Origin of the sequence: Mammaliicoccus sp. P-M58 (assembly GCF_022386165.1) — a bacterium.
GTDB lineage: Bacteria > Bacillota > Bacilli > Staphylococcales > Staphylococcaceae > Mammaliicoccus > Mammaliicoccus sciuri.
Window position 1 is genome coordinate 13434 of the sequence record NZ_JAJNJI010000010.1, and the last position, 21905, is coordinate 35338.

A 21905-nucleotide genomic window follows, 5' to 3' on the forward strand; every position below is an offset into this window, starting at 1 on the left:
TGACATAAAATGAGTCAAAAAGCTAAAATTGTAAAAGGTTCAGGTGGATTTGGCGGACCATTAGAAATAGGTATTGAAGGTAAAAAAGATAAAGTTATGTATGTTACTGGTGGTCATAAACCAGATATCGTTGATAAAATTTGTGAAATAACTGGAGGAACACCAGTTAATGGTTTTGAAACATCAGTACCTGAAGATGAGATTATGGTTGCTGTAATTGATTGTGGTGGAACTTTGAGATGTGGTATATATCCTCAAAAAGGTATCCCTACAGTAAATATAATGGCAACTGGTAAAAGTGGTCCATTAAGACAATATATTACTGAAGAAATTTATGTTTCTAACGTGGATGTTGATCAAGTGACAGTAGCTGGAGAAAATAATTCTACTGGTAATCATACTGACTCTAACAATTCTGCAGATACTTCAGAAGAAAAAACGACTTATTCTAAGAATAAAAAAATTATGGAAACAAGAGCAGAGCAAGAGAATAAATCACTTTTAACTAAAATTGGCTTAGGTGCAGGTAAAGTAATCAATACTTTCTACCAAGCTGCACGCGATGCAGTAGAAACGATGTTACATACAATTATTCCATTTATGGGATTTGTTGCTTTGCTAATTGGTATTATTCAAGGATCAGGAATTGGAGATTTATTTGCTAAATTCATGTCACCATTAGCAGGTAATATTTGGGGATTATTAGCTATTGGACTGATATGTTCATTACCATTCTTAAGTCCATTATTAGGACCTGGTGGCGTTATTGGCCAAGTATTAGGAACACTTATTGGTGTTGAAATTGGTAAAGGTAACATCCCTCCTCATTTAGCATTACCAGCATTATTTGCAATAAATACACAAAATGCTGCAGACTTTATTCCGGTTGGTTTAGGTTTAGCAGAAGCAGAAACTAAAACGATTGAAGTTGGTGTACCATCTGTTCTATATTCAAGGTTCTTAAACGGTGTACCTAGGGTGTTCGTCGCCTGGTTAGCAAGCTTTGGTTTATATAAATAATTAAGGAGAGTAAATGATATGTATCAAACAGAGATTAAAAAAATAGGAAAAGATGCTAATGCATTTGAAGCAGAAAAGATGATTATATTATTCGGTGATAACGCACCAGATGAATTAGTAGATTTTTGTTACATTATTGATATTAATCGAGTTGAAAATGAGATTACTGAATCAAACAAATTAGTTATTGATGGAACAGAATATGGAATTACAAAAGTCGGTTCTGCAGTAAATAAAAATTTAAATGATTTAGGGCATATTACTTTAAAATTTGATGGAAGTACAAATGCAGAACAATCTGGATCATTATATTTAGAAGACAAACCACTTGTTTCACTTCAAGTCGGTTCAAAGATTGAAATCATTTAAAATAACTTGAACAGAAAAAAAGCTTTGAAATAAGTTTTTTTCTGTTTTTTTATAAAATTATCTAAGAAATATGAGTAATATTACAAAATTGGTCGACCACTTATAAGGCTACTAAGCTTATGTGTTTGTGGTGCTTTTCACAAAAGTGAACGCTCAACAAAGTGTAAAATTACAGTTGTGCTTATTTTTCAATATGGTAGTATACATAACTATATTGAAAGGGTGTTTATAAAAACATGAAATTCAACAAGAATAAAATAAATGTTGTAGATATGAAACAAACTAAAAAAAGTGTTTATGCTACAGGTATTGGTAATGCTATGGAATGGTTTGACTTTGGTCTTTATTCTTATTTAGCAATTATCATTAGTAAGAATTTCTTTACATCAGTTGAAAATGATGAACTGAAATTAGTATTTACTTTTGCTACATTTGCAATTGCGTTCTTAATGAGACCACTTGGTGGTATTATATTTGGTAAAATCGGCGATAAACTTGGCCGAAAAACTGTGCTTACAACTACTATCGTATTGATGGCAGCTTCAACGTTATTAATTGGATTATTGCCTACTTATGATCAAATAGGTATTTGGGCACCAGTCTTATTACTAATAGCGAGAATTATTCAAGGGTTCTCAACTGGTGGGGAATATGCGGGTGCAATGGTATATATTGCAGAATCTTCTCCAGACAATAGAAGAAGTGCTTTAGGTAGTGGATTAGAAATTGGTACTTTAGGTGGCTATATTTTAGCTTCGTTATTAGCAAGTGGATTATTTATTGGTTTATCAGATGCACAAATGCAAGCATGGGGTTGGAGAATTCCATTTATCCTAGGTGCACCACTTGGTTTAGTTGGACTTTATTTAAGAAGACATTTAGATGAAACACCAATTTTTGAAAATGATATTTCTGATAATGATGAAAAACCAGAACCATTCATTTCAATTATTCAAAATCACAAAAAAGATATTATCGTTTGCTTTATAGCAGTTGCGTTCTTTAATATTACAAACTACATGTTACTTTCATATATGCCGTCATACTTGGACGAAGTAATTGGTATTTCAACAACAGTTAGTACCATCCTTATTACAAGTGTTATGGTTATTATGGTGCCATTAGCATTTATATTTGGTCGTTTAAGTGACAAAATCGGTAACAAAAAAGTTGTGTTATTCGGTACATTTGGTTTAACAGCATTTTCAATGTTAGGATTCTATTTCATAGGACTTAACCAATTAATGTTTATTTCATTAGGTATCTTTATTCTTGGCTTCTTCTTATCAACATATGAAGGTGCAATGCCAAGTTTATTACCAAGTATTTTCTATACAGATGTTCGTTACCGTACATTAGCAGTTACATTTAATGTATCTGTTTCAATATTTGGTGGTACAACGCCATTAGTTTCAACATGGTTAGTGCATGTCACACAAAATCCATTAGCACCAGCTTATTATTTAACAGCTGTAAGTGTTATAGGATTTGTAACGATATTATTCTTGTTTGAAACAACATCAGGTAAAGCATTAAAAGGATCTTATCCAACAGTATCTTCTAAAAAAGATTTCGAACATGTTGTTAAGAATCCTGAAGATGCATTATGGTGGACAGAACAAGAATTACAAAAAGGTAAAATAAAAACAGATTAATATAATATATGTAGAAAGCCGAAGACGTTTATGACGTCTGCGGCTTTTTTTAATGTTTGCTTTTAACAAATAATGATGTTATGAGTCCTAATGCTGCAACTGTACTTATAAAATAAAATACAAATTGTACAGCATGTGCGATTATTTCTCTTCCATTTAAATCACTTGAGCTACCTGTTACTTGTTGTTGTCCGATAGTATACAGTGTTATAGCTAGTGCGGTACCAGCAGAACCTGCAACTTGCATTAATGTATTCATAGCGGCTGAACCATCTGCGTACAAGTTTGGCGGTAGTTGGTTAAGACCATTCGTTTGAGCGGGCATCATAACCATCGTTACACCTAGAAATAGGACAATGAATAAGCAAATGATTACCCAGACAGGTGTTGATGATGAGAGTACGATTGTAAATCCAATACTCGAAATTAATATTAATAAAAATCCAGATATACCAAAATATCTTGCGCCGTATTTATCAAACATTGTTCCGATAATTGGAGATAATACAAAGTTTGTTGCATTTCCTGGTAATAGAACTAAACCAGCAAGTGCAGCTGATAAAAGTAGGCTGCCTTTTAAATAAATAGGTAATAAAATAGCTGTTGATAATATAACCAACATTAATAAGAAAATCATTATGACACCTAACGTAAACATTGGATGTTTAAAGACCGATAGATTTAACATAGGTTCTTTCATATTTAATTGTCTCATACAGAAAAGTATTAACGCTATTACCGCAACGATAAGTGGTAACCATATGACAGGAGAACTGATTGAAACTTCTGCCATCGTACTTAATGCGTAAATTAATCCTGCAAATCCAAGGGTAGATAAAATGATAGAGATAAAGTCGATTTTTGGTTTCGTAATTTCTGAGACATTATTAATTTTAGTGTATGCGAAAATGGATAAAATGATATAAAATAATGCGCTAAACCAAAAAATAAAATGCCAACTTAATGTTGAAATAATAATCCCAGAAAGCGTTGGTCCGATAGCTGGTGCTAGCGTAATAACTAACCCCATTATACCCATTACGATACCACGTTTATTGATTGGGAATATTGTGAGCATAACGGTCATCATAACAGGGAGGATAATACCTGTTCCAATAGCTTGAATGAGTCGCCCAATCATCAATATGGCAAAGATAGGTGAATAGGCTGCAAACAAAGTACCAATCAATGAAATAATAAATCCACCTAAAACAAGCTGACGTGTTGTAAACCAACGTGTTAAATAGGCGGAAATTGGTACGAGTATAGCAAGGACTAATAGATAACCAGTTGTTAACCATTGAGCTAATGTTGCACTTATATGATAATCTTCCATAACATTTGTTAAACCCATGTTTAATGCTGTTTCTCCAAATAAGCCTATAAATGCACCTAACATTAATATTAAAGCCATTGCTTTTGGACTTTTAACTTCTACTTCTGCTTTGATCATAAATTATTTAATCTCCTTCTACTAGTGAATACACTATTAATGTGTATTAATATTTTGCTGAGAGCGTATGCAACTAGCAAAAGCATAGTTTGAATTAATAGTATTATTATTAAAATAATAACTCATTTACTTTAGCAGAAATTTCGTTATATTGTCAACTAGGTTTACGAAAAGTTATTCTATTTTCCAATCCATTTTCATAATTTCTATTAATTTATGAACGTTTTCCTCACCAATTGATTCTATAATTTGCTGTTCTAACAACGCTTTATGTTGTTTACTTTCAAGATAACAAGATTCTCCGAGAGCAGTTAATTGTATGGACTTTTCTTTCTTGTTGCCTTCAACATCTTGTATATCGACAAGGCCTTTGTCGTTTAATTGTTTTACAAATTTATGAACAGCTTGTCTAGAGATATTAACGTGCTTGTTAATATATGCCATCGTTCTTTTATGTTTATAAATTTTAGCCATAATGTACCATTCAGATCCTGAAATATGCATGTCATGTGTTTCGTTCCACATATTTTCTATTTTTGAACGTACAAGTCCGTGGCGTTCACTCATTAAATCAAATAAATCTAGTTCTTGTAATTCACTATTTGATATCACACTTAAAACCTCAACTTTCTAAAGTATGAATTGACTCAACTATTCCGAAATATTTTTCTAATATGGTTTTATATTGATCACGTTTGAAACTTTCTTTTTGTTTATGATTTTTAGACGTAATGGTTAAATGATCATAAGACATGCTTACTCTACCACATTCTTTAGCCATTGTAATAATAAGTTTCTGTACGAATATTGAATCAGGATGATGTACATTGTAATCCAAATGTTCTATAAAGAAGTCCCACGGTCTACATATTTCATTTGTTAAATAAGATGTGCGCCATGATTGGTCATCTAACTGCTTTTGAAGGTGAATGACATTATCTTCGTCTAAAATAGCACGATAATGACCATTAACATCATGAATGACTTGAATATTATCTGGATCAGAGATTGGAATAGCTTTTGTTGGTAAATCACCAAATCCTACGTCTGCAATATAAGGTTGATCTAAATGTACGATTGTCGACATATGTGAACCGTCTCTACTCCAATTGTCATCTGGTGTATGAATTGTTCCTGATACACGATCAACCTTAAATCCTTTCTCTTTTAAATAATATTGAAAAATCGTATTTAATTCATAACAAAATCCACCACGGTGGCGATGAACAATTTTGTTAAATAAATCATCAACATTTACTGATATCGGTTCTTTATTTTGAACGCTAATATTTTCAAAAGGTACAGTGTACATAAATCTTTCGATATAGTGGTTCAAAGTGCGCAAATCTACTTGATTAAAAGATGCTGTATCTATTTTTAAGTAGTCTTCAAATTGTAAAATATTCAACTAATAACCTCCTATTTAAAACATAATTCTATTATAAAGGATACATGGATAGAATATGTTAATATAAAATTGATATACAACGTTATTTTAAAGAAAGCTAGGTCATGCATATGAGAATTGGTACCATTTCAGATTTGCATATAGATAGAAGTAAAGATTATTATCCTCAAGATTTTGAGTATATTTTAGCGCATGAAATTACACATTTGAATTTAGACCTTTTATTAATAGCGGGCGATGTTTCAAATCATTATTTACAGACGATGCAGTTTGTTCAAAATGTTAAGCGTCATTCTAAAGTTGAAGTGCTGTTTATACCTGGCAATCATGATTATTGGAAAAAAGATCAAGAAGAAAAAAGTTCATATGAAATTTTTGAATATTATAAAGCACAACCTGAAAGTATCATAGCAAGTCCATACATTGTGAATGAAGATTGGGCGATTGTCGGGCATAGTGGTTGGTATGATTATAGCTTTGCAGATCAAAATAAATTTAGTATGGAAAGGCTAGAACGGAGAAAATATTACGGCTCTACATGGTTAGATAAAGAACATATCGATTGGGGAAAATCAGACTTAGAAATGTCTCGATTAGCTGCAGAATCCGTAAAAAATGATTTAGAACAGGTAAAAGATAAAAATATTATATTAATGACGCATATTGTGACCAATCGAAAATTTGCAGTCCCAATGCCACATAGAATTTTTGATTATTTTAACGCATTTATAGGTACATCAGACTTTGATAAATTTTATGAAGCTTATCCGATCAAATACAGCATTATGGGGCATGTGCATTTCCGTAATATAATAGAAGAAAGTGGTATTCAATATATATGTCCATGTCTCGGATATCAAAGAGAGTGGCGAACGACTGATTTAGCAACTGAAATTAAAAATACAATACAAGTTATCGAAATATAAAAACATATATCGAAGAAAATTTATGATTATAATAGGTGATTAAATGAAAAAGTATATATCATTATTTATCATAGCAGGTAGTGTGCATGCGCTATTTTCATTGTATTGGGGACTTGGTGGAGAAGCGGGTCTCATAACAGTTGGATCATGGGTCTTTACATTAAGTGCACAGTTTGGCATATGGATTAACATCGCGCTGTTGATAATAGGGGTATTTAAATTTTTAGCGACCATCGTGCCATTAACATTAACAAATCATTTTGATAAGAAAATATATATCATATCTTTAATTGGAAGTATTTTTCTCATGATATATGGCGGATTAAACATGATAATTGGCATATTAAAGATGTGTGAAGTAATCGAGAACCATAACTATTTTACAACCTTCGGACAAGCATTCGTGTGGGATCCATTATTTTTATTGTGGGGAATCGGATTGTTTGGATATGTTATGAAAGTGAAACAGAATAGATAAAGGAAAACGCCACTGGCAGGAGCCAGTGGCGTTTTTTTTGATGCGATTGAATACTCAATAAATTATTAGTGAATAATAAATTGTCCATAGTTAAGGACAGATATTGAAGTGTAAACGTTTACAATTAAAGTATAATGACACTTAACAGGAGGTGATGACATGTTATTCAGCTCTAAGGAAGAGCAACTCATCAATCAGTTAAACTTTTACGATTTTATCTCTTCCAATGATGTATCTAATAAATTATTAGTCTCATCTAAAACAATCTATAGACTTGTTAAGAAAATTAATGAAGTCACAGAAGAACAATATGGTGAGAAGATGATAGAGTCTGAAACTGGCAAAGGTTATAAAATCAATAAATTTTATATTGATAAGAACATTTATTCAATTGTGACAATCAAAGAAGAAAATTTCTTGTTAGAGATTATGATGAACTTGTTATTTCAACATCCTAAAAAGTTAAGGAAAAATCATATTTTTAGTCAAAGTTATTTTAGTGAGAGTACTGAAGAAAGAAGAATTAGAAGTATCATCGAATATTTAAATGACTTTGATATTAATGTATACAATATGCATAACGTCATTTATGTAAAAGGTAATGAAGTTGATATAAGACGCGCTATTAATGCGATACTGCTTTCAATAAATAAAAATCAAGTGCTAGATGATATGGGCTTAGATATTAATGCATCAGATAAACACTTTCTAGATCATCAAATACTTCTTATAGAAGAAAAGTTAAACGTAAATTTATATTACCCATATGACGTCAACATATTTACTCATTTATATATGGTGTTGAAACGTTATAGAGAAGGTAAAGTCAATCAATTACAAAACCAAGATGCTTTAGATGATGAAGAAAAGGATAAAATGCAACGAAATAAAAATATAAAAGAAACAGCAGATATTCTTTCGCATAATTTAAGTAAACATCTTTGTTGCGAATTACATGAATTAGAAGCATTCTTCATTTTTCAAAACTTGTATTCGTTAAATATCGAGAAAAAAGAGTATATGAAAAAGGATAAATTTAATGCAAATGAAATAACCCTTGAATTTGTATCACAATTTTTCGGTATAGAAAAAAGTGATGTAAATGAGAAAGAAAAATTATATCAAGATTTATATAACCATATATTGCCCATGATAGGAAGGCTAAGAATGGGGATAAAGCTTGAAAATAATATGTTGAAAGAATTGATTTTAGAATATCAAGAAACTTTTATTAAACTGTTAGAAATATCTGAAGGTATTAACAAACATTTAAATGAATATGCAGATATTGATGAAGCGGAAGTAGGATATATTTCATTGTATTTTGAAAAATTCAAATTAGAAAAAGAACATAGAAAGAAAGTATTGCTTGTTTGCTCAACTGGTATTGGGACTTCTGAACTGCTTCAAATTAGATTGAAAAATAGTTTTCCAAATTTAAAAATAATATCGACTATGAGTCATAGACAAATGCAGAAGAACAGTAAGTTCATTGAGGAAGAAGTAGATATTATATTTTCAACAATAAGAGTAGATAACAAACATTTTGAGAAACCAGTTATTTGCATCAGTCCAGTGCTTTCTGACAAGGATATAGATCTAATTGATTATTCATTAAAGGAGTTGAGTTAAATGGAAGATACGATTAATTTAAAAACTATCATCAACAAAGACTTAATGATTATAAAAAGCGATGCAAATAGTAAAGAAGCTATATTAGAAGATTTATGTAGCTTATTAAAAAACAAACAATATATTGAAGATCAACAGCAATTTTTAGAAGATATATATTTACGAGAAAGTGAAGGCATAACGGGTATTGGAGACGGTATTGCAATACCACATGGGAAGTCTGGATCTGTAGGTGAAACAACTGTCGCAATAGCGACATTAAAAAATAAAATCGCTTGGGAAACGCTAGATGAAGAACCTGTTGAAGTTGTCATATTGTTTGCTGTAAAAGATACAGATGCGACGACAACACATATCATCTTATTGCAAAAAGTGGCGACATTATTAGCTAGAGAATCATTCATTAATGCAATAAAACAAATCAATAATAAAGAAGAATTATACGATTTAATTATAAATGCATAAGGGGAGATTAATATGTTAATCAGTGGTAAAGAAATTTTAAGAGTAGCTAATGAAAACAAATTCGCAGTACCAGCATTTAATGCAGGTTCTGGACAGTTATTAGACGCAGTAATGCAAGCTTGTGAAGAAACTGAATCACCAGTTATGATTGCGATTCATCCAGATGAGTTAAAGTTTTTAACAGATAGTTTCGTTGCTCAAGTTAAATATTTTGCAGATCATAGTAAAGTGCCTGTGTGTATTCATTTAGATCATGGTGCTAGCTATGAACAAGTTATACATGCTATTAAATTAGGTTTTACTTCAGTTATGATTGATGCATCTCATTTACCATTTGAAGAAAATATCGCGGTTACTAAGAAAGTGGTTGATATTGCTCATCCTGTTGGTGTATCGGTAGAAGCGGAATTAGGAACGATTGGCGATACGGGTAATACCGTTGAAGGTGGTGTGTCTGAAGTGATCTATACAGATCCATCGACTGCACAAGAATTTCTTGAAAGAACGGGTGTTGATAGTTTAGCAATTGCTATAGGAACTGCGCATGGTATATATCCTAAAAACATGAAACCAGAATTAAAGTTAGATATTTTGAAAGAAACAAGTCATCTGACAGATATACCATTAGTACTTCATGGAGGATCAAGTAATCCGGATAATGAAATTCAAGAGGCAGTTAAACTCGGAATTAATAAAATTAACATTTCAAGTGATATTAAAATTGCATTTACGAATAAACTACGTGATGTTTTAGACAATCAAGATAGTGAAGCGAGAGAACCTAATGTGCTCTTCCCATCTTGTATTGAAGAAACTAAGAAAGTTGCTGTAGAAAAAATAAACTTATTTAATTCAGTTAATAAAGCAAATTTATATTAAGGGGTGGATGTTATGAATATAGTAGGTATTGCAGCATGTACTGCAGGTATTGCACACACATATATAGCAAAAGAAAAGTTAACAAATGTAGCAAAAGATAGAGGACATGAAATTAGTTTAGAAACTCAAGGATTATCGGGCACACAAGATGAACTTAAACAAGAAGATATTAATAATGCAGATGTGGTATTAATTGCAGCGGATATTAAAATAGGTGGACGGGAAAGATTTGAAGGGAAGAAAGTTGTAGAAGTTCCAACGAGTTTAGTTGTTAAATCACCAACAAAGTTAGTTGAAAAGTTAGAAGAGTTGACGATTTAAATCAAAAAGGGGTTTGATAAATAATGATACTCAAAGAAATTGGATTTAAACGACATTTAATGACGGCAATTTCATTCTTTTTACCAATCATTGTTGCATCGGGGTTTTTGTTAGCAATTGGGAACTTAACAGGTGGTCAAGAAATAGAGAATTTTAAAGAAGGATTTAAGTTTTCTGATGCTATGACTACAATGGGTGGATATGGGTTGAGTCTATTGCCCATGATTGTATCAACAGCTATTGCGTACTCTATTGCAGATAAACCGGGAATTGCACCGGGATTAATTGTAGGGATGGTTGCATCTGGTATTGAAGCGGGATTTCTTGGAGGACTCGTAAGTGGTTATATTGTTGGAATAGTTGTTGTCTTATTAACGACTTACATTAAAGTTCCATCATGGATGGAAGGACTCATGCCAACGCTTGTATTTCCTTTTTTAAGTACTTTTATTGCTGGTGTTATTATGTATTATGTTGTTGGTACACCGATCACTTGGTTTACTGAATTGATTACAACATATTTAGGTAACTTAAATACATCTTCACTATTTTTATATGGTGCAATAATAGGTATATTATCTTCTATAGATTATGGAGGACCAATTAATAAAGTTGTGTTTGCATTTGTATTCGCATTATTTTCAGAAGGTATCTATGAACCAGTTACTGTACTTATACTCGCATCTATGGTGACACCATTTGGTTTAACGATGGCATATTTTATAGGAAAAGTAGTTAACAAAAATATTTTTAATAAACAAGAAATTACAACTTTAAAAACTGCCTTTCCGATGGGTGTATGCCAAATTACTGAAGGGTGCTTTCCAATTATTTTAAATGACTTAGGAAAAAATATTATCGCTACGGGAATAGGTGGAGCTATTGGTGGAGGTCTCAGTATGCTATGGGGAGCAGATAGTCATATTCCAGCATCAGGTATGTTTGCATTACCAACTATGACTAATCCTCTTAGTTTTATTTTCGCATTACTGATTGGCTCTTTAGCAACAGCAGTTACAATATTAATATTGAAAAAACGAGTAGATGTAAATGCTGAAGTAGTCGTTAAAGAAAAACAAGAAGAAGAGATTTCATGGGACGATCTTAAAATATCATAATAAAGGTGATAGTTATGAATAGTCATTATAAGAATAAAGTGAAAGAATATTTTTTGTCATCGAATATAAATTTTACAGATTATGAAATTGAAAATATAGAATATGCTGACTTTGGACTCAATCATATTGAAACAGAAGGCCTTAACTTAATTGTTTACGTTAATGATAATGGCTATTGCGCTAAAGAAATGGTGTTGTTGCCACGTCAAACATGCCCAGAACATATACATCCAGACAAACTAGGGAAGAAAGGTAAAATAGAAACTTTTAGGTGTAGAAAAGGAGAAGTATATTTATATGTAGAAGGTGAAAGAAATGTTGGTGAATTATCAGCGAAGATACCAGAAGGAAAGGCTGAATATTATACAGTATTTCATGAAGTACAATTATTGCCAGGAGAACAATATACCATCCCATCACATACAAAACATTGGTTTCAAGCAGGAGAAGAAGGTGCCGTTATATCTGAATTCTCAACAACTAGTTATGATGAACTAGATGAATTTACAGATATTCATGTAGTTAGGTAAGGAAGATATATTAATAGAAGAAACGCCACTGGCAGGAGCCAGTGGCGTTTTTCGTCATATAAGATGATAAAGTTTGAATGTCGTAAGGGACAGAATTCCAAGAAATGTCCGTAAGAGAGCGCCCATCTAAATACCAGAATTCAGAATAATGATAGTTAGGGCATTCTAATTACCAGAATTCCGAATAATGATAGTTAGCCAAACATTCAACATCACCATCCCCGCTTATTATTTCTGTGATTGTAATTTCTTCGCGATTTGTTGTATTTCTTGTATTTGTTTTGTTGTGGATTTAATGCCACCTGATGAGAAGTACCATGATTTTGCGTCTAAGTTAATGATGTTATTATTTTTTATGGCATCTACGTCTTTAAGTACGTCATTTCCTAGTACTTTCTTACTTGTTCCTTTTCCGTCTGTTGCTTTGTCTCTATCCATTGCGAATATAACTTCTGGATTTTTTGAAGCGACATATTCAAAGCTGACGGGTTGGCCGTGTGGATTTGGTTTAACTTTCTTATCAGCTGGTTTGAATCCAAGTTGATCATAGAGTAGGCCGCCGAATCTTCCGCCTGGTCCGTAAGTAGATAATTCACCTTGACTTGTAAGTAGTAGCATGACACTGTTATCTATATTATTAACTGATTTCTTCGCTTTTTGTTCTTCGTTTTTTAGTTGATCTGTAAGTTCTTTAGCTTTCTTTTCTTCTCCAAAAATTTTGCCGAGTTTCATCGTATTATCTGATACTGATTTTATGACAGCATTATCATCTGACCCTATATAAAGTAATGATGCGTTAGGGGCAGCTTTTTTAAATTCTTTTAATGTTTCGCTGCTTGCTGTACGATTTGAAAAGATAATTAAATCTGGATCAATTTCAGCTATTTTTTCAAAATTTGGTTTTCCTAATTCACCGACATTTGTATATTTATCTTTCGTAAAAGATTTTAATTCTTTAGGTAGCATAGAGTCGCTTGAACCAATTGAAATACCGGCTACATTATTTTCTTTTCCGAGTGCTTTAATGATATCTGTTGCACCGTAATCAAATGTGACGACTTTTTTAGGGTCTTTCGTGACTTTGACTTTTTCTTCTTTCTGTTCTGCATCTCTACCGTCTTTGTATTTACCACGTAATTCATATTTTTGATTAACTGTGACTGTTTCTTTATTGCTGTTTGAATCACTTGTTCCTTTTGTTTGTCCACATGCTGCTAATAAAAGTGTGATGACCATTAGTAAAAGTAACTTCTTCATTATGTATGCTCCTTTATTTTAATATATTTATTGATGGAACGACTTTAAATAAACCTGTTGATTCTATCATGAATTTTAAAATTCTGACATGACTCATACCTGTAAAGACAACTGTTCTATCATGGTTGAGCGCATTTTTCATGATGTGGTTGGCCATAAATTGATTACGTTCTGACCATTCGAGGGAAAAGGCGATACCTGGGCTATCTGCAAGTGAACGAATGGCAAAAACTTGTTCTAAAGGAATGACTGTATCGTGATATTCAGTTAATTGTTCATATAATGATAAATCTTGTGCCTTTTTATTTTGATGACATTGTTTTGCCTCATTTAAAAGTTGGTATATTATAGGGTTATCATTTTCAAGGTATTCATCTGCAAATGCTGCACGAATCTTACGTGTTTGCATTTGATTGTTGTCGATTGGTAAAATAGTTGGTAATTTTAATTTCAATGCGAGTGGTATCGCTAAAAAATGATGTTCGTTTAGTTGAAGCGGCAAATGTTTACGGGATAGTTGATTAAAGTCTTTAAGCAATTGTCCTTTATTTTTAATATCCCATTCAATAGCGATTAAATCTGGATTGTATTGCTGTAATTTATTCAAAATGACGTTAGCATCTTCTATGTAACGTTGATAGGATTCTAAAAAATATTGATTGCTTTGGTCTAACCGAATATGTGGTGTACCAATAATGCAAATTTCTCTTTGTACCAATTTTACACCTCCTTAATTGATAATCGTTATCAATTATACAGTAACACTTTTATAAATACAATGTTGCTATTATTTTAAGATAATTAAATAATAATGTTATAATTAAATAATAGAAAATTTAGATTCAGGAAAGGGCTGGCAGAATGTTTTTAGCTTGGAATGAAATGAGACGAAATAAGACGAAGTTTGGTCTAATTATTGGTGTATTAGTTATGATTAGCTATCTTTTATTCTTATTATCGGGGTTAGCAAACGGTTTGATGAATATGAATAGAGAAGCAGTAGATTTATGGAAAGCAGATGCGATTGTTTTGAATAAAGATGCCAATCAAACAGTTGCACAATCATCTATTAATACAGATGATGTAAAAGGCAAATTTGATAAAAGTGAAGGCTTAAAGCAAACGGCTGTTATTGCTTCAGACGGTAAAAACAAAGAGAATGCCACAGTCTTTGGTATCGATGGAAAAGGCTTCCTAATGCCTAAAATAGAAGACGGCAAACTGTTTGAGAAAGATAATGAAGTCGTTGCAGATCATACTTTAAAAACAAAAGGATTCAAAATCGGGGATACATTAACACTTTCTAATAGTGATGAAGAATTAAAAATTGTCGGTTTCTCAGTAAGTTCTAAATTTAATGCATCACCTGTCTTATTTACAAATAATGAAACGATTGGGAAATTAAATCCGATGTTAAAAGGCGATAAGATTAATGCGCTGGTCGTTAAAGATAAAAATTGGAAAGATGTTGAATTGAACAAAGATTTAGAAGTAGATGACATTGAATCATTTATTACGAAACTACCAGGCTATCAAGCGCAAAATTTAACATTAAACTTTATGATTGTGTTCTTATTTGCGATTTCAGCAATGGTTATAGGTATATTCTTATACATTATTACGTTACAAAAGAGAAATTTATTTGGTGTCTTAAAAGCGCAAGGATTAACGAATGGCTTTTTAGCACGTTCAGTCATGAGTCAAACTATAATTATTGCTTTAATCGGTACATTGATTGGCTTTGGATTAACGATGTTAACAGGATCATTCTTACCAGAGGCAGTACCTATCAAATTTGATTATTTAACAATGTTGTTATACGGCATCGTGCTTATTATCGTCGCAATTTTAGGTAGTTTATTCTCAGTATTAAGTATTCGAAAAGTAGAACCATTGAAAGTCATTAGTTAGGAGGCGGAATCATGTTAGCATTTGAGAATGTAACAAAGTCATTTAAAGACGGTAATAGAACGATAGAAGCAGTGAAATCAACTAACTTTAAACTAGAAAAAGGAGAACTAGTTGCTATAATTGGACCATCCGGGTCAGGGAAAAGTACACTGTTAACAATGGCGGGTGCACTACAGTTACCATCAGAAGGTACAGTATCTTTAAATGGTCAAAATATTAATCATTATAATGAAAAACAATTATCTAAACTTCGATTAAAAGAAATCGGATTTATACTTCAAACAAGTAATTTAATACCGTTTTTAACCGTTCAACAACAATTTGAATTACTTAAAAAAGTGAAAAAAGACGTTATGAATGAAGATGAACATACTAGGCTATTGAAACAACTCGGTTTGGATAAAATCTTAACCCAATTACCAAGTGAAATATCAGGCGGTCAAAAACAAAGAGTGGCTATCGCTAAAGCACTTTACACAAATCCATCCATTATACTAGCAGACGAACCAACCGCATCACTAGATACAGAAAATGCAATAGAAGTCATGGAAATATTGAGAAGAGAAACAAAAGAATTAAATAAATTATGTATTATCGTAACGCACGATCAAAGACTGACATCATACTGTGATAAAGTATTTAAAATGGTAGATGGTGAGTTGAAAGAAGAATAACGAGGTTGATTTAATAGAATAAAAAGTAAGAGGCTAGGATATTGATGATATCCTAGCCTCTTACTTTTTATTCATAACTTTTTAATGCTTTTTCCATGATGTCCCAAGCTAAGTCTACGTTCACTTCTGTAGCGAAATAGGCATTAGGTTCTTGTTTATAAGTATTATGCAAATCAACAGACATTGTGCCATATGTGAGTTCACTTTGATGTTCGATTTGGATGAATGTTTTTTGTAACGTGAATATTTCAGGATGTAGCAAATATAAAATTGTACAAGCATCATGGATAGGACCTCCGTCCATATCGAATAGCGATTTATATGTAGATTTAAAGAACTTTAAGAGTTCAACTACGAAATGAGATATTGGATTATTGATTTGGTGAAATCTTTCAATTACAGCATCATCTGCTAATAATTGATGTGTCACGTCTAATCCGAAGACAACAACCGGAATGCCACTTTCAAATACTTTTTTCGCTGCTTCTGCATCAACCCAAATATTAAATTCCGCTGTTGGTGTCCAGTTCCCGAACGTTCCACCTCCCATAATGACGATTTCTTCTATATTATGAGCAATTTTAGGTTCTTGGATAAGCGCCATCGCAACATTTGTTAACGGTCCTGTTGCTACGAGTGTTATAGGTTCATTACTGTTTAATACTTCTTCAATTATGACATTTACACCATGCTGATTTGTAGGCTTTAAGTTTGGAACTTTCGGTAATTCAGGACCATCTAAGCCACTTTCACCATGAATACTTTCAGCAAATGCAGCTTTCTTGATTAAAGGTCTGTCCGCACCGACTGAAACAGGAATGTCGCCTCTATTCATAATATCTAATACGTTTAAAGCGTTTGTTGTATTCTTATCTACTGATTGATTTCCCGCAACAGTTGTCACTGCTAAAATATTTAATGGACTAGATTGAGCACCAGCTAATATTAATGCGATAGCATCGTCATGCCCAGGATCACAATCCATGATGATTTTTCTATTTTGTAACATTTAAACACGTCCTCTAATTTAATTTACGCCTTAATTCCATTATACTAAAGCGTTTTCAACTAAACAAAATAAACAGACTATAAAAAATTATTATAAATAAGGTCTTGTATTTTAATAGATATAAGTATATAATTTTAAATCGTAAACGTTACTATTTGTAAAAGGAGTGTACGAAATGAAAAAATGGATTGGGGTATTAACAGTTGTTTTTGCAATTTGTATGGTATTAGCAGGCTGTAATCAAACAGATAGCAAAAATAATGATTCTGATAAATTAAAGGTTAAGACGACGGTTTACCCATTGAAATCTTTTATAGAACAAATTGGCGGTAAGCATGTAGAAGTAGAATCTATTTATCCTGCAGGAACAGATTTACATAGTTATGAACCAACGCAAAAAGATATTTTAAACGCTAGTAAAGCGGATTTATTTGTTTATACAGGAAACGATTTAGATCCAGTAGCAAAGAAAATTGCCTCAACTATTAAAAAGGATGATAAAAAATTATCACTTCAAAATAGTATGGATCAATCTGAACTTTTAACAGATCAACATGAACATGGTCATGAGCATGGGGAAGATCACGATGAAGATGAAGATGAACATCATGAACATGGAGAAGAGCATGAAGAACACGAGCACGAACATGAACATCATCACCACGGTGGATTTGATCCTCACGTATGGTTAGATCCTAAAATTGACCAAGAAATGATTAAAGGAATTAAAGATGAATTAATCAAGAAAGACCCAGATCATAAAGCAGATTATGAGAAAAATTATAAAAAATTAAATAATGAATTATCGGATATCGATCAATCATTAAAAGATGCTACTAAAGGTCATGAAGGCCATACAGTATTTATCTCTCATGAATCACTAGGTTACTTAGCAAATCGTTATGGGTTTGTTCAAAAAGGTGTTCAAAGTATGAATGCTGAAGATCCATCACAAAAAGAATTAACTGAAATTGTTAAAGAAATTAAAGATACAGATGCGAAATATATCTTATATGAAAGCAATATTTCATCAAAAATTACAGACACAATTCGTAAAGAAACAGATGCTAAACCATTAACATTTAATAATATGGAATCTTTAACGAAAGAACAATTAAAAGAAAAAGACCTTTCATATCAATCATTAATGAAGGAAAATATTAAAAATATCGAAAAATCATTAAATGACAAGATAACAACAAAAGATGATAAGAAAGCTGCATCTCATGATAAAGCAATTGAAAAAGGGTATTTCAAAGATTCTCAAGTAAAAGACCGTAAACTATCTGATTATGAAGGTGACTGGCAATCAGTATATCCATATTTAAAAGATGGCACACTTGATGAAGTCTTCGAACATAAAGCTGAAGAAGATGGTAAGATGTCTGAAAAAGAATATAAAGCTTATTATGATAAAGGCTATAAAACAGATGTCGAAAACATCAAAATTGACGGCAATAAAATCAGTTTCACTAAAGAAGGTAAAACAACAACTGGAGAATATGAGTACGATGGCTATGATATCTTGAAATATGAAAAAGGTAATAGAGGCGTAAGATACACATTTAAATTAAAAGGTGAATCAAACGATAACTTACCGAAATATGTACAATTTAGCGATCACAATATTTATCCTAAAAAAGCTGCACATTTCCATATATTCACGGGCAATGATAAAGATAAAGTCTTAAAAGAATTAGATAACTGGCCAACATATTATCCAGCTAAATTATCTAAAGACGAAGTAAAAGAAGAAATGTTAGCACATTAAAGCAAAGAACCTGAGACCACGGTAGTCTCAGGTTCTTTTATATATAATGTAATTATTTTTGGCACTACTATACCTACATCATATCGAATATTTAAATATAAGTCTATTTTTTATATAAATGATTGCTATACTAAATTTAATAAAAGGGGGATATTAAAATGACAAATATTTATGATCAAGATGATTTCTTTGAAGGCTATAAACAAAAAAGAAATCATGCATTAAGTTATAACGAAGTTGTTGAAATGCCTGAAATGAAGCGGTTAATGCCAGATTTAGAAGGCAAAACAGTACTTGATATTGGCTGTGGTATGGGGCATTTGATTGCGCATATGTTGAAGTTACATCCTAAACATATTACAGGAATTGATGAGTCACTTAATATGATTAGCGCAAGTCGCGAAAAATTCAATTCTAACAATGTATCGTTATATCATGAATCATTTATGGCGTTTCAGACAAATGAAACGTATGATGTAATCGTATCTTCTCTTGTATTTCATTATATTGAAGATTTTAAACGATGTGCCGAGAAGTTGAATCAGCTATTAAATAGTGGTGGCACGTTACTCTTTACTATGGAACATCCTATACAAACATCCACTAAAGATCCGGAAGTCGCACAAGAAGATGACAAAGGGATGTTTTTACGAATGGAACATTATTTTGATGAGTCTTCTCGCTCAGCAAATTGGTTAGGCGCTGATGTTTATAAATATCATCATACGATTGAAACAATCCTCAATAATTTAATAGAAAATGACTTTGAAATCCAATGTGTAAAAGACCTCGGGCAGTCTGAGGAAGTATTTAGAATGTATGATCAAGCACGTATTAATAAGTTGAAACAATTCCCACCATTTCTATTAGTAAAAGCAAAGAAAAAGTAGAAGAGGTACAACAAGTTAATATTTATAAAAAGACACACGTATAATTGAAAAGTTTTCAACTTTATACGTGTGCTTAAAATGTTGATCAGTAATATTTTATTTCATTTCTTTTAGTTGTTTTAAAATGATTTCTCTTTGTTTTTCCAGAGAAATTGGATCATTATATTGCGTTTGTTGTAAATCTAATTCGATAACATGGTTATTTTTAACTGCATCAAGGTTTTTCCAGTTAGTTGTTTGAGTGAATTGTGGTGTTTCTCCCATAGTTGCTAGGATAATATAATCACCTGTATAATCAGAAAGTTCTTCTTCAGATGGAGTTGCCATATAAGCATTCTTTGTTTCTTTTTCTAATTTTTCAGGTTGCATCATTCCGTAACCACCGTAAACAATTTCTGTACCACGTCCATAGTTTTTACCGAATGCTGTTAAACCTTTTGGTGATGATTGAAGGACTGTAATAGTTTTCCCGTCTACTTTATTACCTAATGATTTTTTATTTTTTTCAAGTTTTTCTTCCCAATTTTTTATCCATTTTTTGGCTTTGTCTTGTTCATTTACAATTTCCCCGAGTTCTCTAGTAGCAGCTTTGTAGTCTGATTTCATAGCGTCCATTTGGACAGTTGGTGCAATTTTTTTGAGTTTATTAATGTTTTTATCTTCTTTAGTAGTAATGATTAAATCTGGCTTTGTTTTAGCAATGTCTTCAACATTATTTTGACCTAACATTTTTGCACCTTTAGTAGCATCAGACAATGTTTTATTTTGTTTTACAAAATCAATGACACCTACAGGTTTATGGCCAAATTCAACTAATGCACCTATGTATGTGGGATGTAATACGACAATTCTTTTCGGATCTTTAGGTATTTCGATTTTTTCCCCATCATCTTGTTTAAATACTTTAGTATCAGATGAAGAACCCGATTTTGTTTCTGACGACTTTTCTTTAGTATCTGAGCTATTACAAGCTGCCAAGAAAAATAATAAACATAAGCAAAATATAAATAATCTTTTCATAAATTATACCCTCCAAATATATGATAATGATAATCAATATCATTTAAATTATAACAATCAAAATTAATTAATCAACACTTTATTTTTAAATTTATTTGACTTTGTCATTTTTTAAATATATCTTTGGTTTGTGTTAGTAAAAGAAGGGGTGAATATTTTGGTTAAACGATTAATTAGTGCAAATACGTCTGATATTTTGAACTTTTCATCAGAGGAATTGAAGCAAAGTATTAAGGCGAGTGAGGGTAGAACGGTACTTAGCGAGAATGTTGTCGTACATACGCCTGCTCTAGTTCAAGATATTACAAATGCGGAAATGGCAACTGCTTTTGGAGCAGATATGATTTTACTGAATGCTTTAGATGTCAATGAACCAGTGATTAAAGGTCTTTACCATGAAGTTTATAAAGGTACTGGCAATGCTGTTCAAGATTTAAAGAACCTAGTCGGTAGACCTATTGGTGTAAATTTAGAACCAGTTGATGATAAAGCAAATATGGCAGAAGTTAAACTGGATATTTCTGCGGGTAGAAAAGCGACTAAAGAAACTTTTATACGAGCTGAAAAATTAGGTTTTGATTTTGTATGTTTAACTGGGAATCCAGCAACAGGCGTTACAAACAATCATATTTTAGAAGCGATTAAAGTAGGGAAATCTCATTTTAATGGACTTATTATTGCGGGTAAAATGCACGGATCAGGTGTAGATGAGCCGGTAGTTAATTTAGAAGCTATAACGAATTTTGTAGAAGCTGGGGCAGATATTATATTAGTGCCTGCAGTTGGAACAGTATGGGGTGTCAGTGAAGAAGAGGTGAGAGAAGCTGTTCAAGTTGCACATAATCATGGCGCACTAGTGATGAGTGCAATCGGTACATCTCAAGAAGGTTCGGATGAGGCGACGATTAGAGAAATGGCTATTAAAAATAAAACATTAGGCGTTGATATTCAACATATAGGAGATGCAGGATATGGTGGATTAGCACCAGTCGAGAACATATATGCATTAAGTAAAGCCATAAGAGGACAACGTCATACAGTATCTAGAATAGCAAGATCGATCAATAGATAAATAATTAGGATTAGAGGATGAGACAGTGTGGGCTGTCTCATCCTTTT

General features: G+C 32.0%; 23 protein-coding genes. 16 read left to right on the forward strand and 7 right to left on the reverse strand.

The window, feature by feature from the left end:
- Positions 1–9 precede the first annotated feature (9 nt).
- From srlE to LQ694_RS11145, 3 genes are all read left to right on the forward strand, one after another.
- A complete protein-coding gene (gene srlE / locus LQ694_RS11135; protein ID WP_096791059.1) occupies positions 10–1020 on the forward strand; it encodes a PTS glucitol/sorbitol transporter subunit IIB in 1011 nt (336 codons plus the stop codon).
- Positions 1021–1038: 18 nt separating this feature from the next.
- A complete protein-coding gene (locus tag LQ694_RS11140; RefSeq protein WP_096791060.1) occupies positions 1039–1389 on the forward strand; it encodes a PTS glucitol/sorbitol transporter subunit IIA in 351 nt (116 codons plus the stop codon).
- A 236-nt stretch (positions 1390–1625) separates the two neighbouring features.
- Entirely contained in the window at positions 1626–3044 is a 1419-nt protein-coding gene (locus LQ694_RS11145; RefSeq protein ID WP_058611409.1) for an MFS transporter, read from the forward strand.
- A gap of 49 nt (positions 3045–3093) precedes the next feature.
- Here LQ694_RS11145 and LQ694_RS11150 read toward each other — a convergent pair whose 3' ends face one another.
- From LQ694_RS11150 to LQ694_RS11160, 3 genes are all read right to left on the reverse strand, one after another.
- Positions 3094–4494, reverse strand: coding sequence for a DHA2 family efflux MFS transporter permease subunit (locus LQ694_RS11150; protein WP_204190484.1), 1401 nt, complete (start codon positions 4492–4494; stop codon positions 3094–3096).
- Between the two features lie 177 nt (positions 4495–4671).
- Positions 4672–5109, reverse strand: a complete 438-nt coding sequence (locus LQ694_RS11155; protein WP_196968022.1) for a MarR family winged helix-turn-helix transcriptional regulator — start codon at positions 5107–5109, stop codon at positions 4672–4674.
- A gap of 10 nt (positions 5110–5119) precedes the next feature.
- Entirely contained in the window at positions 5120–5905 is a 786-nt protein-coding gene (locus LQ694_RS11160; RefSeq protein WP_196968023.1) for an arylamine N-acetyltransferase family protein, read from the reverse strand.
- A 110-nt stretch (positions 5906–6015) separates the two neighbouring features.
- Between LQ694_RS11160 and LQ694_RS11165 the strand changes: the two genes are divergently transcribed.
- The 8 genes from LQ694_RS11165 (at position 6016) to LQ694_RS11200 (ending at position 12254) form a co-directional block, all read left to right on the forward strand.
- A complete protein-coding gene (locus tag LQ694_RS11165) occupies positions 6016–6831 on the forward strand; it encodes a metallophosphoesterase (protein ID WP_058592475.1) in 816 nt (271 codons plus the stop codon).
- A gap of 43 nt (positions 6832–6874) precedes the next feature.
- Positions 6875–7309: a DUF3995 domain-containing protein gene (locus LQ694_RS11170; protein ID WP_075577700.1), complete on the forward strand. Its 435-nt coding sequence runs from the start codon at positions 6875–6877 to the stop codon at positions 7307–7309.
- Between the two features lie 159 nt (positions 7310–7468).
- Positions 7469–8941, forward strand: coding sequence for a BglG family transcription antiterminator (locus LQ694_RS11175; RefSeq protein ID WP_196968024.1), 1473 nt, complete (start codon positions 7469–7471; stop codon positions 8939–8941).
- A complete protein-coding gene (locus LQ694_RS11180; RefSeq protein WP_196968025.1) occupies positions 8942–9406 on the forward strand; it encodes a PTS sugar transporter subunit IIA in 465 nt (154 codons plus the stop codon).
- Between the two features lie 12 nt (positions 9407–9418).
- Positions 9419–10285, forward strand: coding sequence for a ketose-bisphosphate aldolase (locus LQ694_RS11185; RefSeq protein ID WP_218696913.1), 867 nt, complete (start codon positions 9419–9421; stop codon positions 10283–10285).
- A 12-nt stretch (positions 10286–10297) separates the two neighbouring features.
- Positions 10298–10606 carry a PTS fructose transporter subunit IIB gene (locus tag LQ694_RS11190; RefSeq protein ID WP_049319624.1) on the forward strand — a complete coding sequence of 103 codons (309 nt, stop codon included), beginning with the start codon at positions 10298–10300 and terminating at the stop codon, positions 10604–10606.
- A 23-nt stretch (positions 10607–10629) separates the two neighbouring features.
- Positions 10630–11724 (forward strand): PTS fructose transporter subunit IIC, encoded by a 1095-nt coding sequence (locus LQ694_RS11195; protein ID WP_078355127.1) that lies wholly within the window; start codon positions 10630–10632, stop codon positions 11722–11724.
- 14 nt (positions 11725–11738) lie between these two features.
- Positions 11739–12254 carry a D-lyxose/D-mannose family sugar isomerase gene (locus LQ694_RS11200; protein ID WP_049319626.1) on the forward strand — a complete coding sequence of 172 codons (516 nt, stop codon included), beginning with the start codon at positions 11739–11741 and terminating at the stop codon, positions 12252–12254.
- Positions 12255–12482: 228 nt separating this feature from the next.
- Here the strand turns inward: LQ694_RS11200 and LQ694_RS11205 are convergent, their stop codons facing one another.
- Entirely contained in the window at positions 12483–13511 is a 1029-nt protein-coding gene (locus tag LQ694_RS11205) for a siderophore ABC transporter substrate-binding protein (RefSeq protein ID WP_196968027.1), read from the reverse strand.
- Positions 13512–13524: 13 nt separating this feature from the next.
- Complete coding sequence (locus LQ694_RS11210; protein WP_096791067.1) at positions 13525–14229, reverse strand: DUF5694 domain-containing protein; 705 nt, start codon at positions 14227–14229, stop codon at positions 13525–13527.
- A gap of 143 nt (positions 14230–14372) precedes the next feature.
- Between LQ694_RS11210 and LQ694_RS11215 the strand changes: the two genes are divergently transcribed.
- Both LQ694_RS11215 and LQ694_RS11220 read left to right on the forward strand, forming a co-directional pair.
- Positions 14373–15422 carry an ABC transporter permease gene (locus tag LQ694_RS11215; RefSeq protein ID WP_058592454.1) on the forward strand — a complete coding sequence of 350 codons (1050 nt, stop codon included), beginning with the start codon at positions 14373–14375 and terminating at the stop codon, positions 15420–15422.
- A gap of 11 nt (positions 15423–15433) precedes the next feature.
- The gene (locus LQ694_RS11220) at positions 15434–16096 is read left to right on the forward strand and encodes an ABC transporter ATP-binding protein (protein ID WP_096791068.1); all 663 of its coding nucleotides are present in this window, start codon (positions 15434–15436) and stop codon (positions 16094–16096) included.
- Positions 16097–16163: 67 nt separating this feature from the next.
- Here LQ694_RS11220 and LQ694_RS11225 read toward each other — a convergent pair whose 3' ends face one another.
- Positions 16164–17105, reverse strand: a complete 942-nt coding sequence (locus tag LQ694_RS11225) for a nucleoside hydrolase (RefSeq protein WP_096791069.1) — start codon at positions 17103–17105, stop codon at positions 16164–16166.
- Between the two features lie 175 nt (positions 17106–17280).
- Here LQ694_RS11225 and adcA point away from each other — a divergent pair, with 175 nt between their 5' ends.
- Both adcA and LQ694_RS11235 read left to right on the forward strand, forming a co-directional pair.
- A complete protein-coding gene (adcA, locus tag LQ694_RS11230; RefSeq protein WP_096791070.1) occupies positions 17281–18876 on the forward strand; it encodes a zinc ABC transporter substrate-binding lipoprotein AdcA in 1596 nt (531 codons plus the stop codon).
- 158 nt (positions 18877–19034) lie between these two features.
- On the forward strand, positions 19035–19766 hold the full coding sequence (locus LQ694_RS11235) for a class I SAM-dependent methyltransferase (RefSeq protein WP_096791071.1): 732 nt from the start codon (positions 19035–19037) through the stop codon (positions 19764–19766).
- A gap of 96 nt (positions 19767–19862) precedes the next feature.
- Here LQ694_RS11235 and LQ694_RS11240 read toward each other — a convergent pair whose 3' ends face one another.
- A complete protein-coding gene (locus tag LQ694_RS11240; protein WP_239772058.1) occupies positions 19863–20786 on the reverse strand; it encodes an ABC transporter substrate-binding protein in 924 nt (307 codons plus the stop codon).
- 157 nt (positions 20787–20943) lie between these two features.
- Between LQ694_RS11240 and LQ694_RS11245 the strand changes: the two genes are divergently transcribed.
- Positions 20944–21858 (forward strand): DUF7916 family protein, encoded by a 915-nt coding sequence (locus tag LQ694_RS11245; RefSeq protein WP_058611570.1) that lies wholly within the window; start codon positions 20944–20946, stop codon positions 21856–21858.
- The last annotated feature ends 47 nt before the right edge of the window (positions 21859–21905 follow it).